This window comes from Bremerella cremea (assembly GCF_039541315.1).
GTDB classification, from domain to species: Bacteria; Planctomycetota; Planctomycetia; order Pirellulales; family Pirellulaceae; genus Bremerella; species Bremerella cremea.
Genome location: NZ_BAABFZ010000005.1, coordinates 812,967 through 826,920, shown reverse-complemented (window position 1 = coordinate 826,920; position 13,954 = coordinate 812,967). Strand labels below are relative to the sequence as shown.

General features: G+C 56.1%; 10 protein-coding genes. 6 read left to right on the top strand and 4 right to left on the bottom strand.

Going from position 1 to position 13,954, the window contains the following annotated elements; all coding sequences use genetic code 11:
• Positions 1 to 44: 44 nt before the first annotated feature.
• From ABD890_RS20205 to malQ, 4 genes are all read right to left on the bottom strand, one after another.
• Positions 45 to 1,403 (bottom strand): PQQ-binding-like beta-propeller repeat protein, encoded by a 1,359-nt coding sequence (locus tag ABD890_RS20205; RefSeq protein ID WP_345093965.1) that lies wholly within the window; start codon positions 1,401 to 1,403, stop codon positions 45 to 47.
• Positions 1,404 to 1,743: 340 nt separating this feature from the next.
• On the bottom strand, positions 1,744 to 2,646 hold the full coding sequence (locus ABD890_RS20200; protein ID WP_345093963.1) for a fructose bisphosphate aldolase: 903 nt from the start codon (positions 2,644 to 2,646) through the stop codon (positions 1,744 to 1,746).
• Positions 2,643 to 4,286: a glucose-6-phosphate isomerase gene (pgi, locus tag ABD890_RS20195; RefSeq protein WP_345093961.1), complete on the bottom strand. Its 1,644-nt coding sequence runs from the start codon at positions 4,284 to 4,286 to the stop codon at positions 2,643 to 2,645. The genes ABD890_RS20200 and pgi overlap by 4 nt, the downstream gene beginning before the upstream one ends.
• Before the next feature lie 305 nt (positions 4,287 to 4,591).
• Complete coding sequence (gene malQ, locus ABD890_RS20190) at positions 4,592 to 6,130, bottom strand: 4-alpha-glucanotransferase (protein WP_345093960.1); 1,539 nt, start codon at positions 6,128 to 6,130, stop codon at positions 4,592 to 4,594.
• Between the two features lie 521 nt (positions 6,131 to 6,651).
• On the opposite strand from malQ, the gene ABD890_RS20185 reads away from it, so the two are divergent.
• The 6 genes from ABD890_RS20185 to ABD890_RS20160 all read left to right on the top strand — a co-directional run bounded on the left by ABD890_RS20185 (position 6,652) and on the right by ABD890_RS20160 (position 13,943).
• On the top strand, positions 6,652 to 8,694 hold the full coding sequence (locus tag ABD890_RS20185; RefSeq protein ID WP_345093958.1) for a protoglobin domain-containing protein: 2,043 nt from the start codon (positions 6,652 to 6,654) through the stop codon (positions 8,692 to 8,694).
• Between the two features lie 22 nt (positions 8,695 to 8,716).
• The gene (locus tag ABD890_RS20180) at positions 8,717 to 9,115 is read left to right on the top strand and encodes a response regulator (RefSeq protein ID WP_345093956.1); all 399 of its coding nucleotides are present in this window, start codon (positions 8,717 to 8,719) and stop codon (positions 9,113 to 9,115) included.
• Between the two features lie 13 nt (positions 9,116 to 9,128).
• Complete coding sequence (locus ABD890_RS20175; RefSeq protein WP_345093955.1) at positions 9,129 to 10,466, top strand: sigma-54-dependent transcriptional regulator; 1,338 nt, start codon at positions 9,129 to 9,131, stop codon at positions 10,464 to 10,466.
• Positions 10,467 to 10,819: 353 nt separating this feature from the next.
• Entirely contained in the window at positions 10,820 to 13,129 is a 2,310-nt protein-coding gene (gene ccoN, locus ABD890_RS20170; protein ID WP_345093953.1) for a cytochrome-c oxidase, cbb3-type subunit I, read from the top strand.
• Positions 13,126 to 13,299: a hypothetical protein gene (locus ABD890_RS20165; protein WP_345093951.1), complete on the top strand. Its 174-nt coding sequence runs from the start codon at positions 13,126 to 13,128 to the stop codon at positions 13,297 to 13,299. Before ccoN ends, ABD890_RS20165 begins: the two co-directional genes overlap by 4 nt.
• The gene (locus tag ABD890_RS20160) at positions 13,296 to 13,943 is read left to right on the top strand and encodes a cbb3-type cytochrome c oxidase N-terminal domain-containing protein (RefSeq protein ID WP_345093949.1); all 648 of its coding nucleotides are present in this window, start codon (positions 13,296 to 13,298) and stop codon (positions 13,941 to 13,943) included. The genes ABD890_RS20165 and ABD890_RS20160 overlap by 4 nt, the downstream gene beginning before the upstream one ends.
• The last annotated feature ends 11 nt before the right edge of the window (positions 13,944 to 13,954 follow it).

Sequence of the window (13,954 nt, the reverse complement as noted above, 5' to 3'; positions counted from 1 at the left end):
ATCAAGTTCCTTCCAGAATTTAATCCTGAGGGAGTGGGGGAGTTCTATTTCGTGGTGTCTTCTTGAATCGCATACAGCATATTGCCGGTGCGAATCAGCAGACACGAACCAACCGGAACGGCTGCGTAGACGATCTCGCCTGACGAAGTACCATCTTCGCCACGGCGTCCACCTTCGGCTGGTTCCGGTTCTTCTTCATTGACCCACAGAGCGTTCTCGCCAATCGATTTGCCGCTGGTCGCGTCGATCAACTCGGTCGTTCCTTTCGAGCCAAAGATATAGAGCACATTACCTTGCTGAATCGGCGTCGCCCACATGCCGCCGGCGGCGAGACGTGCCGACGAAGTTTGCTCACCGGTTGCCAAGTCGACACCAAACAGCACACCGCTGCGGTTGACGAACCAGGCCTTGCCGTCGGCAGCGATCGGGCTGCCAAAGCTCGACTTTGCCTTGGCGGCCTGCCAGGCGAAGTCAGCGGCATACGAACCGTCGTCCTGTTTGCTGATCTGTATAACACCGTTTGAGGTGCCATCGGTCGTGGCGGCTGCTTCGCCACGACCATCCGAGGCACCAATCAGGAACTTGCCGTCACCCAGCGGCATCGGCGTGCAGGTCGTGTTGTTGGCGATTTGATCGAAGTCCCAAAGACGATCGCCCGTCTTGGGATCGAAGCCAGCGATCTTGCCGCTCGAGCTGCAGACCAAATGCATCTGGTCACCGACAGGGATCAAACGTGGCGAGCTCCAGGCGGTCGAACCGAGGCCGGGAACCTTCCAGGCGGTGGTTCCATCCTTCTTATTCAGCGCTGCCAGGTAAGGCTCTTCGGAACGTTCGACCCACACGAAGACGTGATCGTCGGTTTGTTCCAGCGAGGAAGAAAGGCCATGGCGCGAGCTGATCGGACCATAGTCTTCGACCAGGTTGCGTTCCCAGCGGATCTTGCCGTCCTGTTCGACGGCGACGACGATGCCCCCTTCGTAATAGACGATGTAGCCGGTGCCATCTGCGATCGGGGAAGGGGCAGCTCGACTGACGTACGAAGTGTTTTCGATCGGGCTCGGATTCTTGAAATCCTTCTGCCACAGCTTTTCGCCGGTTCCAAGCTGGAACGCCGCGAGATGATAGTTCTCTTTGTTGGGGCCGCTGGTCGAAGTCACGATGATCTGATCGCCGGTGACGATCGGCGTCGATTGACCGTAACCTTCGATTTCAGCCTTCCAGGCAATGTTCTCGGTGGACGACCACTTCTGCGGCAACGAATTGCCCGGGATCAAGCAGCTTCCACCATTTTGAAACGACGGCCAGGCAGCACTGGTGTGTTCTTCCGCCGAAAGAGCCCAAGGGGAAGATGCAAGCAGGAAGCCAAAGAGAATAGGGGCGTAGGCCCGGATCGAAGCAGACATGTAAGCAGTCGCCTTTATAGTGTGATCGCAGAAAGAAGCAGGTTTACAAGAGATCACAGCATCCCCATGAAGCAAGTTCCGCAAACGCTCATCGATACAACGATGAAAGCTCGCGAGTGGCCTGGATGCTGGCGTAAACGGCTGGCGGCTAGAAATTGATATTGAATCTCAGTACAGAGACCAGGATACCAAGCTTTCCGCCACTTGCAACATGGGGACGCTGAGAACGCTATTTTTGCAACTCATTTGCAAAAAGGGAACCCGGAAGTTGCCATTCGAACGCAAAAAGGCACCCGTCCCGATTGGGGAAAAGGTGCCTAAATAGATTGTCGATAACCGTTTAGGTGATCGAAGCGTCGTAAATGCTTTGGATCGAAGTATCGAGCATCGTGTTGAATTCTTCGTCGCTTTGCTTGTCCGAAAGTCCTTCCAGCAAGGCGCGCGAGAAGCTGGCGATCACGTTGTGATTGCGAGCGAGGATCTCGTTTCCTTCTTCCCGCGAGTAACCGCCCGAGAGGGCGACGACACGAACGACCTGGGGATGCTCGACGAACTCGGCGTAAAAGTTGTCTTCGCTGGGAAGAGTCAGCTTCAGCATTACATAGTCGTCGGAAGGCAATTCATCGAGCTTGGCGGCCAGAGCGGCCTTCAGGTAAGCCTCGGCATCGCCCTTGTCGGGGCAATGGATATCGACTTCCGGCTCGATAATTGGCACGAGGCCGGCTTCGATGATCTTCTTAGCTTCGTCGAACTGCTGGGCAACGACCGCTTCGATTCCTGACTTGTCGGCTTGTTTGATCACCGAACGCATCTTGGTGCCGAAGATGTTCTTGCCTTTGGCTTTTACCAACAGCTGTTCGAGCCCTGGCATCGGGTTCATCAGTTGAACGCCATTGGCTTCCGGGGCCAGACCTTTGTCGACCTTCAAGATCGGAACGACATTCTTCACGTCCCACAGGTAATCGGCCGTCGGCTTCCCTTCGATCTCGCGATCCATGGTGTTCTCGAACAGGATCGCCGCTAGGATGCGTTCACCGGTGAACGCTGGGCTGGTGATGACACGCGATCGCATCTTGTGGACCATCGCAAACATCTCGTCATCGCCAGACCATTCGTCATCCGAGATGCCGTACGAGCGAAGCGCTTTGGGCGTGCTGCCGCCACTTTGATCGAGGGCGGCGATAAAGCCGGGAGCCGACTTTACCTTTTTGAACTGGGGACTGCTAGGATCGATCGCGGTCATTTCGACTCCTTGGTGGCTCGGTAACGGCGGATCAAATTGTTGGTGGAACTATCGTGCGTCAGCTCAGGGAGTTCGGCATTTTCCAATTCTGGAATGATGCGCTGGGCGAGTTGCTTACCCAGTTCCACGCCCCACTGATCGAACGAATTGATTTGCCAGATGGTTCCCTGGGTGAGGACGCAATGTTCGTACAAGGCGATCAACTGGCCGAGAACCGATGGGGAAAGCTGCTTGGCGAAGATCGTGTTTGACGGGCGATTGCCTTCAAACACACGATGCGGAACGAGCCAGTCGGCAGTGCCTTCCGCTTTGACTTGTTCTTCCGTCTTGCCGAAGGCGAGGGCTTCGGACTGGGCGAAGACGTTGGCGATCAGCATATCTTGATGACGGCCCAGTGGATTGAGCGACTTGCCGAAGGCGATGAAATCGCACGGAATCAATCGCGTTCCCTGGTGAATCAACTGATAGAACGAGTGCTGACCGTTAGTGCCGGGTTCGCCGAAGTAAATCGTGCCGGTCGAGTAATCGACGCGTTGGCCAGCCAGCGTGATGTACTTACCGTTGCTCTCCATCGTCAATTGCTGGAGATAGGCTGGGAAGCGTTTCAGGTATTGTTCGTATGGCAGGACGGCGATTGTCTCGGCACCGAAGAAGTTGCTGTACCACATCGACAGCAGGGCCATCAGGACGGGCAGGTTCTTCTCAAACGGAGCGGTCCGGAAGTGCTCGTCCATCTGATGGAAACCGTCGAGCATCGCCATGAAGTTCTCGGGACCAACGGCGAGCATCGTCGATAGGCCGATGGCCGAATCCATCGAATAGCGACCACCCACCCAGTCCCAGAAGCCAAACATGTTGGCGGTGTCGATCCCGAATTCCGACACCTTTTCGGCATTGGTCGAAACTGCGACGAAGTGCTTGGCAACCGAGTCTTTGTCGCCACCCAACGCGGAAAGCAGCCAATCGCGAGCGGTGTTCGCGTTGGTCATCGTTTCAAGCGTGGTGAATGTCTTCGAGGCAACGATGAACAGCGTTTCAGCCGCGTCCAAGTCTTGAACCGCTTCGGCAAAGTCGGTTCCGTCGACATTCGAGACAAAGCGGAAGGTTAGCGCGCGGTCGCTGAAGTGCTTCAGTGCTTCGTACGCCATCACAGGACCGAGGTCCGAGCCGCCGATGCCGATGTTCACAACGTTCTTGATCGGCTTCCCGGTGTGACCTTTCCACTCGCCGCTGCGAATGCGATTGGAGAACGCCGACATCGCTTCGAGCACCTGGTGAACGTCAGGCACGACGTTCTCGCCGTCGACATCGATCGTCGCCCCTTTCGGAGCACGCAAAGCGACGTGCAGCACAGCGCGGTCTTCGGTGATGTTGATCTTATCGCCGCGGAACATCGCGTCGATACGTTCGCGAAGGCCCGATTCTTCGGCGAGTTCCAGCAGCAGCTTGATCGTCTCTTCGTTGACGCGGTTCTTCGAGTAATCGAGGAACAGGTCAGCACCTTCGGCCGTCATACGCTCGCCACGTTCCGGATCTTTGGCAAACAAAGTCCGCATGTGGACGTCGCGGATGGCCTGATAATGTTCGGTCAGGCCCTTCCAGGCTTTCATTTCCGTCAGGGGTGTCTTGGTTGCTGCCATCTTGAATTCCTTATCGATTTAGCATTGCTGTCGTGACGGGCTCGCGAGCCGACCTGGAACGGAGCGAAGGCAATCGGTTGCCGCGTGGGTCTCGGCAATATCCTGGATGCCGAGACCACTTGTATTGTGCCATTGCGTGGGCCACGAGCCAGCCCCCACACGACCGGGTGTCAATTTCCACCGATCATCGAGGATGACTCATACCTATCAATCGTAGGAGTTTGGGAAGAGCGGATGAAGAAGTGCGACGCTGGATCTGAGACGTTTTTCACGATCTTGATCGAGAGTCGGATCGATACCACGCTTTATTCAGGCCAGCGACCGGTATCCTTGGTGGTTTGCGCCAAGGTGGAAAAATACGGACTACTGAGCAGGTTCGCTGGACATCGCCAGTCCCAGTTGCCTTCTGATTCGCCCGGAACGTTCATGCGTGAATCGCTGCCGAGGTTCAAAACGTCTTGCAGTGGGGCGATCGCCAGGGCGGCAACCGACTGCCAGGCCGCTTGCAGTAACGCCCACGCTACCTCATCTTCGGAAACGGCAGGCATTTGCAAACTTCGCCAAACGGTCTCGCGAGCGTCTTCCGGCAATTCTTCATACCACTGACGGCTGGTCGCGTTGTCGTGGGTGCCGGTGTAAACGGTCGTGTTGGCGACGTAGTTCTTCGGCAGGTAGAGATTGTCGGGGTCGCCATCGAAGGCAAACTGCACGACACGAGTGCCTGGCATGTCGAACTGATCGCGCAGTTCCCAGACATCTTCGGTGATCGTGCCGAGGTCTTCGACGATGAATGGCAAGTTGCCAATCGCCGCTTTGGTGGCCTCAAACAATTTCGCACCAGGTCCCGGTGCCCAGTAACCCACTTCCGCGGTCTTAGCGTCGGCGGCCACATGCCACGCGGCAGCGAACCCGCGGAAGTGATCCAGGCGGATGGCATCGGCATAGGTCAGCAGCGAACGGAAGCGTTGGATAAACCAGCGATAGCCAGTCTGACGATGGGCTTCCCAGTTATAGACCGGGTTACCCCAAAGCTGCCCCACGGCACTGAAGTAATCGGGTGGCACGCCGGCGACAAACTTCGGCCGCTTGTGCTCGTCCAGGGAAAACAGTTCCGGATTCGCCCAGACATCGCTCGAGTCGGCCGAAACGTAGATCGGCACATCACCGATCAAGCGGACCCCTTTGTCTCGAGCATGATTGCGAACTCGCATTCCGTAGCGATGCAATAAATATTGGAAGAAGGCGAACTTTTCGCACTGTTCTGCTAGTTCGGTTCGGGCCTTCAGCAGGGCTTCCGGCTTTCGTTCGGCAAGCTCGGCCGGCCAATCGAGGTAATAGTCGCCTTGGAATTGGTTCTTCAAGGCCCGGAACAAGGTGTAGTCGTCGAGCCAGTGCCCTTCGGCTAGTTTGAAGGCCTCGAACTCATCGGCCAATTCTGCCGACGGTTCAGCACGGTAACGATCCCAAGCCGTTTCCAGCAGGCGATACTTATAAGGATTGACATTGTCGAAATCGACCTTGGCGTCTGGCCACGAAGTCTGGCAATCGTCGGCCGAGATCAGGCCATCCTCCAGAAGCCATTCGGGGCTGACCAGCACTTCGTTCATGGCGAACGAAGACAGCGGCAAGTAAGGTGAATTGCCGTCCCCTGTCGGACCGAGGGGGAGGACCTGCCACCAGCTTTGCCCGGCGTCGTGCAGCAGATCGATCCACTGGATCGCGCTGGGCCCGAAGTCACCAATCCCATGTGGACTGGCAAGCGAGGTGATATGCATCAAGATGCCGGCCGCACGATATCCGTCCGGGAAGGGGGGAATAGGAGCAACTGGGCAATCGTCCGACATGGTTCGGTTTTCCGTAAACGAATCCGCCGCCGTTCATCAATACGGGGCACAAATAGTCAATCGAGGAATGCTGCTATCCGAGAGAGAACCGTTGGGCAGGGCTGGCGAAATTATTTCGCCTACAGAGGGTAATCTGTTTGGCCCGGATTCCGACACTTTTCCAACGATCTCGAAAGTATCAGGTGTGATCTTCGCAAGCATTGCACAATCTTTGAAGCGTTCGTACAAGATTTTGAAAATCTTTTCCCAGTTATGAGCTATGGCGCCGGTACGATCGGATTGCCAAGGTTGCTAGGCGAAACGAACTCGAACGCCTATTGTGGAAGGCTGCCCCACTGCACACTTGGTTACGTGGGGGAAAGTTGCCGACTGGGATCGCCAAGGCTCTGACGACTAACCACGAAGATCGAAGCCGTTCGAGTCGACCGAAACGACAACTTTTTTGAGAACGATCTGGCACCCGGACGCCATGCGGAAGAAGGGGACCAAATGACGACCGCCTTGAGGGAAGCAAAGCCTGAATGAGTGTTCCTTCCGACTTTCATGGACGATTCGAAGATCTCAAGCGATACATCGCGTGGTCCGATGCGGACGATGCTTGTTCCGAAGAACTGCTGCGCCGGCTTGAACCTTATTTTGAACCAATCGTTCAAGATTTCTACGACGAGATCCGAAAGCATCGCGCTGCCTCGCGCGTGATCACCGGTGGTGAAAAACAGATCCAGCGACTTCAGGCCAGCCTCCGGTTATGGTTGGTCGATACCCTGCTGGCGAAGCATGACGGCAGCTTTGTCGATCGGCGATCAAAAATTGGCCAGCAGCATGTCGAGATTGGCCTCGAGCAGGTTTACGTCAACGCGGCGTTCTCACGGATCCGTGGCACACTGAACGGTGTCCTTTGCCGGCAAGACGATCTCCCCTTCGAGGAGCGGATTGCTTTGCATCAATCGCTCAATCGTCGTTTGGACCTCGACCTGGCGATCATGTCGGATGCCTATCAAACCGAATATCAATTCCGGCAGATTCCAGTCGACCATGCCCGGCTGAAGCAGCAGAAGCATCTTGCCCTGTTAAGCCGTGATGCCCTGGCGGGGGAGTCGCTCGACGCCCTTTACGACCAGGCCGTTGCCCACCTGATGGAAACGCTTCAGGGAGATTGTGCCGAATATCTCGAGTATCACCCGTCCGACAGTTCGTTTCGATTGCGGTCGGCGGCTGGCTGGACGGGCGCGGCGATCGACGACGTGATCGGGTTGCGGAAGCCTGACTCGTACTACGAGTTTGTCTGTTCCTATAAAGAATGTATCGGGATCATCGATCACGACTTGCGAACGGACCTCGACTTCCCGCCACTGCTTCGCGAGCAACGTGTTGTTAGCAGCCTGCAGGTCGCGGTCCGTAATGAAGGTCAGATCTATGGCGTGATCGGGGTTCACTTTCATAACCGAAGGCAATTCCAGGCCTCGGACTGCGACTTCCTCGTTTCGATGGCCAATGTGATTGCCAACGCGGTCCATCGGAAAGGGATCGAAAGTCAGCGTCAGCAAAGCGAGCATCAGCTTCGACGCTTGATCGAACGCCTGCCAGCCGGGGCGGTCTATGTTGCCGGGGGGCAACTTCAGGTCAATCAGGCAGTCGAATCGATGACGGGGCATGCCCGAGCCGAGTTGGCGACCTTGGCCGATTGGGAACAACTGACCATCGTCGAGGAACAGGAACGAGTCGAGGAGTCAGCCGCCAAGTCGCCCGAAGGGAAAATTGTGCAGTCCGAAGTCCGGATTCGCCGGCCTGATGGCGAGGAGCGAATTATCTCGCAGTTGAAGTTTCGTTCGGCCATCGACGAGATCTGGCTGTTGCACGACATCACCGAGATGGAGGAGCAGCGGCGGCAACAACTTCAAGCAGAACGCCTGGCCGCGATCGGGCAGATGATCACCGGCCTGGCCCATGAAAGCCGAAACGCATTGCAGCGGATTCAAGCTTGTACCGAGATGCTCGAACTCGAATTCCAGCCGGAATCGCAGGAAATGAAGCTCATCGGACGTCTACAACAGGCCCAGGATGACCTGCAATTACTATTCGATGAAGTCCGTAACTATGCGGCCCCGATCGTGCTGGAGACGAAACCTTCCGACCTGGCGGTTCTATGCCGGAGGGCCTGGGAGCAGACCGAACCGCAGCGACGTGGTCGTGAGACGGCAATTCAAATCGATGGGATGGCTGAAGTTCCTTTCCAGGCCGACGAGTTCCGCCTGGTCCAGGTATTTCGGAATCTGCTGGAGAACTCGCTCGCCGCGACACCCGACCCCCTGGTGGTGACTCTATTATTCGAGAAGAGCGAAGATGGGCAGGTTCGGGTAACCTATCAGGACAACGGCCCTGGTTTCGACGAGAATATCGCTAAGCGGATGCTCGATCCTTTTTTTACAACAAAAACGAAAGGATCTGGCTTGGGCATGGCGATTGCATCGCGAATCGTCGAGGCCCATAAGGGGCAGATCCAACCGATCAGCCAACCAGGCCGTGGGGCGAAGTTTGTCATGATGTTTCTGGGGCAGGACTAATCCTTGCCGGTGAGGTTGTTCGATGAAAATCGTGGTTGCCGACGACGAACCTGATATGCGGGATTACTTCGTGAAGATCCTCTCGCATTTGGGGCATGAAGTCGTCGCGGTCGCGGGAGATGGAAAAGCTCTCGTCGAATCGTGCCGGCTTAAGGTGCCAGACATGGTAATCACCGACCTGATGATGCCAGAACTGAGCGGGGAAGATGCGCTGCGGCAAATCTGGCTAGAACAGGCTGTTCCTGCTATTCTCATTTCGGCCTACCAATGCCCAGAGTGGATCGTCAAAGCGGAAGCCATTCCACCGGTTCGTTATCTCAATAAGCCGATCAACCGAGCCAAGTTACAGTCGACATTGCAATCGTTTGAAGAGACCACGACCGAACGCTCCTCAGGCGAGGAGAAGGCCGATAACTCGTAAGAATTTGCAACCTATGACGGTGTCTCAGAAACAGATTGAATTGCTCATCGTCGACGACGACGAGTACCTGACCGAAGATCTTCAGACCTATTTTTTGCGGCAGAACTTCCGCGTGCAAACCGCCAACACGGCAGCCGATGCGTTGGCGTTGATGCAGCAGCATGCGTTTCACGTGGCGGTCTTCGACATGCATCTGCCCGATCTTTCCGGGCTGGAGCTGGTCCGTCGGTTCCGCGAAACGGACGCCGATTGCGAGATCATCATGCTCACCGGCGAAGGCTCGATTGAGACCGCCGTCGAAGCAATGAAACTCGGCACGACCGACTATCTGACCAAGCCGGTGCGGCTGAAAGAGTTAGAGGCGGTCATCTCGCGAGCGGCCGAGACACAAACGCTGCGAAAGCAAAACCAGCAGCTTAAAGAACTCATTCAGCAGCAGCTTCCTTCCGGCTCGGAAATGATCGGAAAGTCGGCCTCGATGCAGTCGGTATTTCGCTTGATCGAACGGGTCGGACCGACCGACAAAGCGGTTCTTATCCAGGGCGAAAGCGGCACCGGCAAGGAACTGGTCGCCCAAGCCATTCACCGCGTGAGCCCGTTGGCAGACTTCCCGCTGATCACGATCAACTGCGCAGCGTTGCCGGAGCAGTTGCTGGAAAGCGAGCTATTCGGGCACGAAAAAGGTGCCTTTACCGGGGCAACGTCCGCCAAGCCAGGTCTGTTTGAAGTGGCCGATGGGGGGACGCTGTTTGTCGATGAAATCGGGGAACTCGCGCTGCCGCTTCAGGCGAAGTTGCTGCGTGTGCTCGAGGATGGTTCGTTTCGCCGCGTCGGTTCGATCCAGGAACGCCGGGCGAATGTTCGCTTGATCGCGGCGACCAATCGCGACCTGGCCGCGGCGTCGAAAGCGGGCGAATTCCGCGAGGATTTATACTACCGCTTGAACGTGATCACGATCTCGTTGCCACCCCTTCGCGAGCGGGAAGGGGACCTGGCACTGCTGCTGGCTAAATTCGCCGGCAACAGCTGGGAGCTGGAATCGGGACTGGTGGAAGCCCTTTGTCGATACGATTGGCCAGGCAATATTCGGCAGCTTCGCAATGCGGTCGAGCGGGCCAAGATCTTGGCGGATGATAACCTGCTCGAACTGAAAAACTTCCCCGAAGAAGTCGCCACGATCGAGCCGGAAGATGAAGCGACAACCGCCGATCTTGGGCAACTGACTCGGCAGCATATCGAGCAGATCTACGACGCCAATCAGCGCAACAAGACCAAGGCGGCACAGGCCCTGGGCGTTAGTCGAAGAGCTCTGTATCGCCTTCTCGAAAAGTACGGAATCGAGTCAAAATAGCCGTGCGGATCCGCACACTGCCGTGCGATCTCGCACGTTCTTTACCGCACACTGGCAAGCTCAGTCCGAGATGCCAGTGACTCGCCAAAAAATTCATCCTCAAACTCCTTTCGGCTTGCCGCAGCTGCCTCTGGTCTTGCTGCCGACGTTCAGGATGCAAACCGACGTTTTCCGCGGGATTCCCCCGGGGTAGTTGTCGGAACTCTAAGCGAGATCGCTGCTTGCAAATCGTTTCCTGACGACTTGGGACATTCTGTCGCAGGGTTCTGGCACACGGGTTGCCAAACGGGACCAGCACAGGTGAAGCCCTTGATTTGTCGGGAAAGACTAGACGCGAGCGAGTGATGATTGCCATGAGTGCAGCGCAGGATAACGTTACAGGAAGTTCACAAGTCACATCGGAGCATCTTGAGTCGTTTTCGTACGACGATAAGATTACCCGGCAATTCATGACGGCGACCGTCGTCTGGGGTATGGTCGCCTTCCTGGCTGGGATCTACATCGCCCTTCAGTTGGTGGTCCCGGCCTTGTCGCTGAACCTCGAGTTCCTGACGTTTGGGCGTCTTCGCCCGCTACATACCAACGCAGCGATTTTCGCCTTCGCCGGGAACTCGATCTTCGCGGCAATCTATTACTCGACGCAGCGACTATTGAAGACCCGAATGTGGTCCGACACGCTCAGCCAACTGCACTTCTGGGGTTGGCAGTTGATCATCGTCCTGGCGGCGGTGACACTTCCGCTGGGAATCACGCAGAGCCGTGAGTACGCCGAACTGGAATGGCCGATTGACCTACTGATCGCGTTGGTCTGGGCTGGCTTCTTCGGGGTGAACTTCTTCATGACGCTGGTCGTTCGTCGTGAACGACACATCTACGTGGCGATCTGGTTTTATATCGCCACGATCATCACCGTTGCCATTTTGCATATCTTCAACAACCTGGTTTTCCCAACTGGCTTGTTCAAAAGTTATTCGATCTACGCAGGTGTTCAGGACGCTTTCATGCAGTGGTGGTATGGCCACAACGCGGTGGCATTCTTCCTGACGACACCATTCCTTGGGCTGATGTACTACTTCCTGCCCAAGGCCGCCAATCGCCCGGTGTTTTCGTACAAGCTGAGTATCCTTCACTTCTGGTCGCTGGTCTTCATTTACATTTGGGCCGGTCCGCATCACTTGCACTACACAGCCGTCCCGGAATGGGCGTCGTCGCTGGGGATGATCTTCTCGGTGATGTTGTGGATGCCATCTTGGGGCGGGATGATCAACGGCCTGCTAACCTTGCGTGGTGCCTGGCGTAAAGTGACCGAAGACCCAGTGCTGAAGTTCTTCGTCGTGGGTATCACGTTCTATGGCATGTCGACCTTTGAAGGGCCGATGCTGTCGGTCAAAGCGGTCAACTCCCTTTCGCACTATACCGACTGGACGATCGCTCACGTGCATAGCGGTGCCCTCGGTTGGAACGGGTTCATGACCTTCGGCATGATCTATTGGTTATTGCCACGTGTTTTCCAGACGCAGCTTTACAGCAAGAAGCTGGCCGAATGGCACTTCTGGCTGGGGCTGATTGGCATTCTGCTATACATCATTCCGATCTATGGGGTCGGTGTTTATCAGGGGCTGCTCTGGTTCGCGATGAACAGCAAGGGGCAGTTGATGTTCCCGAACTTCATCGAGACAACCGTCAACCTCGCACCGTTCTATTGGATCCGTGCTTTGGGTGGCCTCTGCTTCCTGGGTGGGGCCAGCATGATGAGCTACAACTTCTACAAGACATGGGCATCGCGTCCATCGACGTACGAAGTGCCGGTTTACCAGGCCGCTCCATTGAGCAAGGACTATCAGGAACCAGCCGTCGAAGGCTCGAAGCTGGAGACCGTGGTGAATGTTGCCAAGAAACTGGACGTGTTTACACGTCTCGGTTGGCACCGCGGCTGGGAAGGTCGTCCAATCTACTTCAGCATTTGGGTCACGATCGCAGTGATCGCCGCCTCGCTGTTCGAGATCATTCCAACCTTCTTGATCCGCTCGAATGTTCCGACCATCGCTTCGGTGAAGCCTTACACGCCACTGGAACTGGCCGGCCGTGACATCTACGTGGCGGAAGGTTGCTACAACTGCCACTCGCAAATGATTCGTCCGATCGTGGCGGAAACGATCCGCTACGGCGAATACTCGAAGCCAGGAGAATTTGTCTACGACCATCCATTCCAATGGGGCTCGCGTCGCATCGGTCCTGACCTGGCACGGGAAGGAGGGCGGCAATCGCACCTGTGGCATCTGATCCACTTCCGCAATCCAGGCGACTACATCAAGGGCTCGATCATGCCGAACTATCCGCATTTCGAGCAGCAGGATCTGAACTTCAATACGATTCCAGAACGCGTCAAAGCCGCTTATTACCTGGGTGCTCCGTATCCGGACGAAGTGTTGGAGAACTCGATCGAAGTGGCGAAAGCCCAAGCCAAGCAAATCGCGGACGAGATCGCTCAGCAGGAAGGTCCTACGGGTCTTGAAGGGAAGAAAGTGGTCGCATTGATCGCTTATATCCAGCGATTGGGCACCGATATTTCCAAAACGGAAGAACCATCGGCCGAAGGAGAAGCGGACAAAGCTGAGCCTGCCGAAGCGGCTGTGGGTAACGAAATGGGAGACCAGGAATGATAGGCGACCTTTTAAACAGCTCGCTGTATGGGTGGATCGGTACGCTGTCGCTGTTGATGTTCTTCGGCGTGTTCGTGGCGATCACCATCCGCACGCTGCTGACTGACAAGAAGATAACAATGTCCGAAGCCGAAATCCCGCTAGACGATGGGGAACGGAGCCCACGATGAACTCGACTGAAAAACCAAACTCGACCGCTGACGGCCACATTCCAGACGATCCGTTGACCGGCCACAGTTACGACGGCATTCAGGAATTCGACAATCCGATGCCGGGTTGGTGGAAGGCAATGTTCCTCGGCTCGATCATCTACGCGGTGTTTTATTGGGTCTATTACGAAAACGGTCTGACCCCGGGACGTTCGGTCATCGCGGCTTACGACCGGGCCCTGGCCGCCAACTTGAAAGAGCGTTTCTCGACCTTGGGCGAAATCAAGCCAGATCGCGAGACGATCCTGCGGTTTTCGACCGACCCTGAATGGCTGCCGGTCGGTAAGAACGTCTTTCAAGCGAACTGCACCTCGTGCCACGGCAACGATGCCGAGGGCCGGGTTGGTCCGAATCTGACCGACGATCATTGGAAGAACATCAAGAATGTCGAAGACCTGTATCGAGTGATTGAAAACGGTGCCAATGGCAACGCCATGCCTGCGTGGCGCGGCAAGCTGGAACCGCAAGAGATCATTCTGGTCTCGTCCTATTTGCTTTCGCTGAAGGGGAGCAATCCCGCAGGAAAGGGCCTTCGTCCGATCCCAGGCGAAACCCACGTGATTTCAGACCTCGATGCGCCAAGCGAAGCAGCCTCGTCTGAATAGCCCAGCCAATC

Excerpts from the sequence above, each read along its gene's own strand:
- ABD890_RS20205 (WP_345093965.1), bottom strand. The coding sequence starts at position 1,403 with ATGTCTGCTTCGATCCGGGCCTACGCCCCTATTCTCTTTGGCTTCCTG.
- ABD890_RS20200 (WP_345093963.1), bottom strand. The coding sequence starts at position 2,646 with ATGACCGCGATCGATCCTAGCAGTCCCCAGTTCAAAAAGGTAAAGTCG.
- pgi (WP_345093961.1), bottom strand. The coding sequence starts at position 4,286 with ATGGCAGCAACCAAGACACCCCTGACGGAAATGAAAGCCTGGAAGGGC.
- malQ (WP_345093960.1), bottom strand. The coding sequence starts at position 6,130 with ATGTCGGACGATTGCCCAGTTGCTCCTATTCCCCCCTTCCCGGACGGA.
- ABD890_RS20185 (WP_345093958.1), top strand. The coding sequence starts at position 6,652 with ATGAGTGTTCCTTCCGACTTTCATGGACGATTCGAAGATCTCAAGCGA.
- ABD890_RS20180 (WP_345093956.1), top strand. The coding sequence starts at position 8,717 with ATGAAAATCGTGGTTGCCGACGACGAACCTGATATGCGGGATTACTTC.
- ABD890_RS20175 (WP_345093955.1), top strand. The coding sequence starts at position 9,129 with ATGACGGTGTCTCAGAAACAGATTGAATTGCTCATCGTCGACGACGAC.
- ccoN (WP_345093953.1), top strand. The coding sequence starts at position 10,820 with ATGAGTGCAGCGCAGGATAACGTTACAGGAAGTTCACAAGTCACATCG.
- ABD890_RS20165 (WP_345093951.1), top strand. The coding sequence starts at position 13,126 with ATGATAGGCGACCTTTTAAACAGCTCGCTGTATGGGTGGATCGGTACG.
- ABD890_RS20160 (WP_345093949.1), top strand. The coding sequence starts at position 13,296 with ATGAACTCGACTGAAAAACCAAACTCGACCGCTGACGGCCACATTCCA.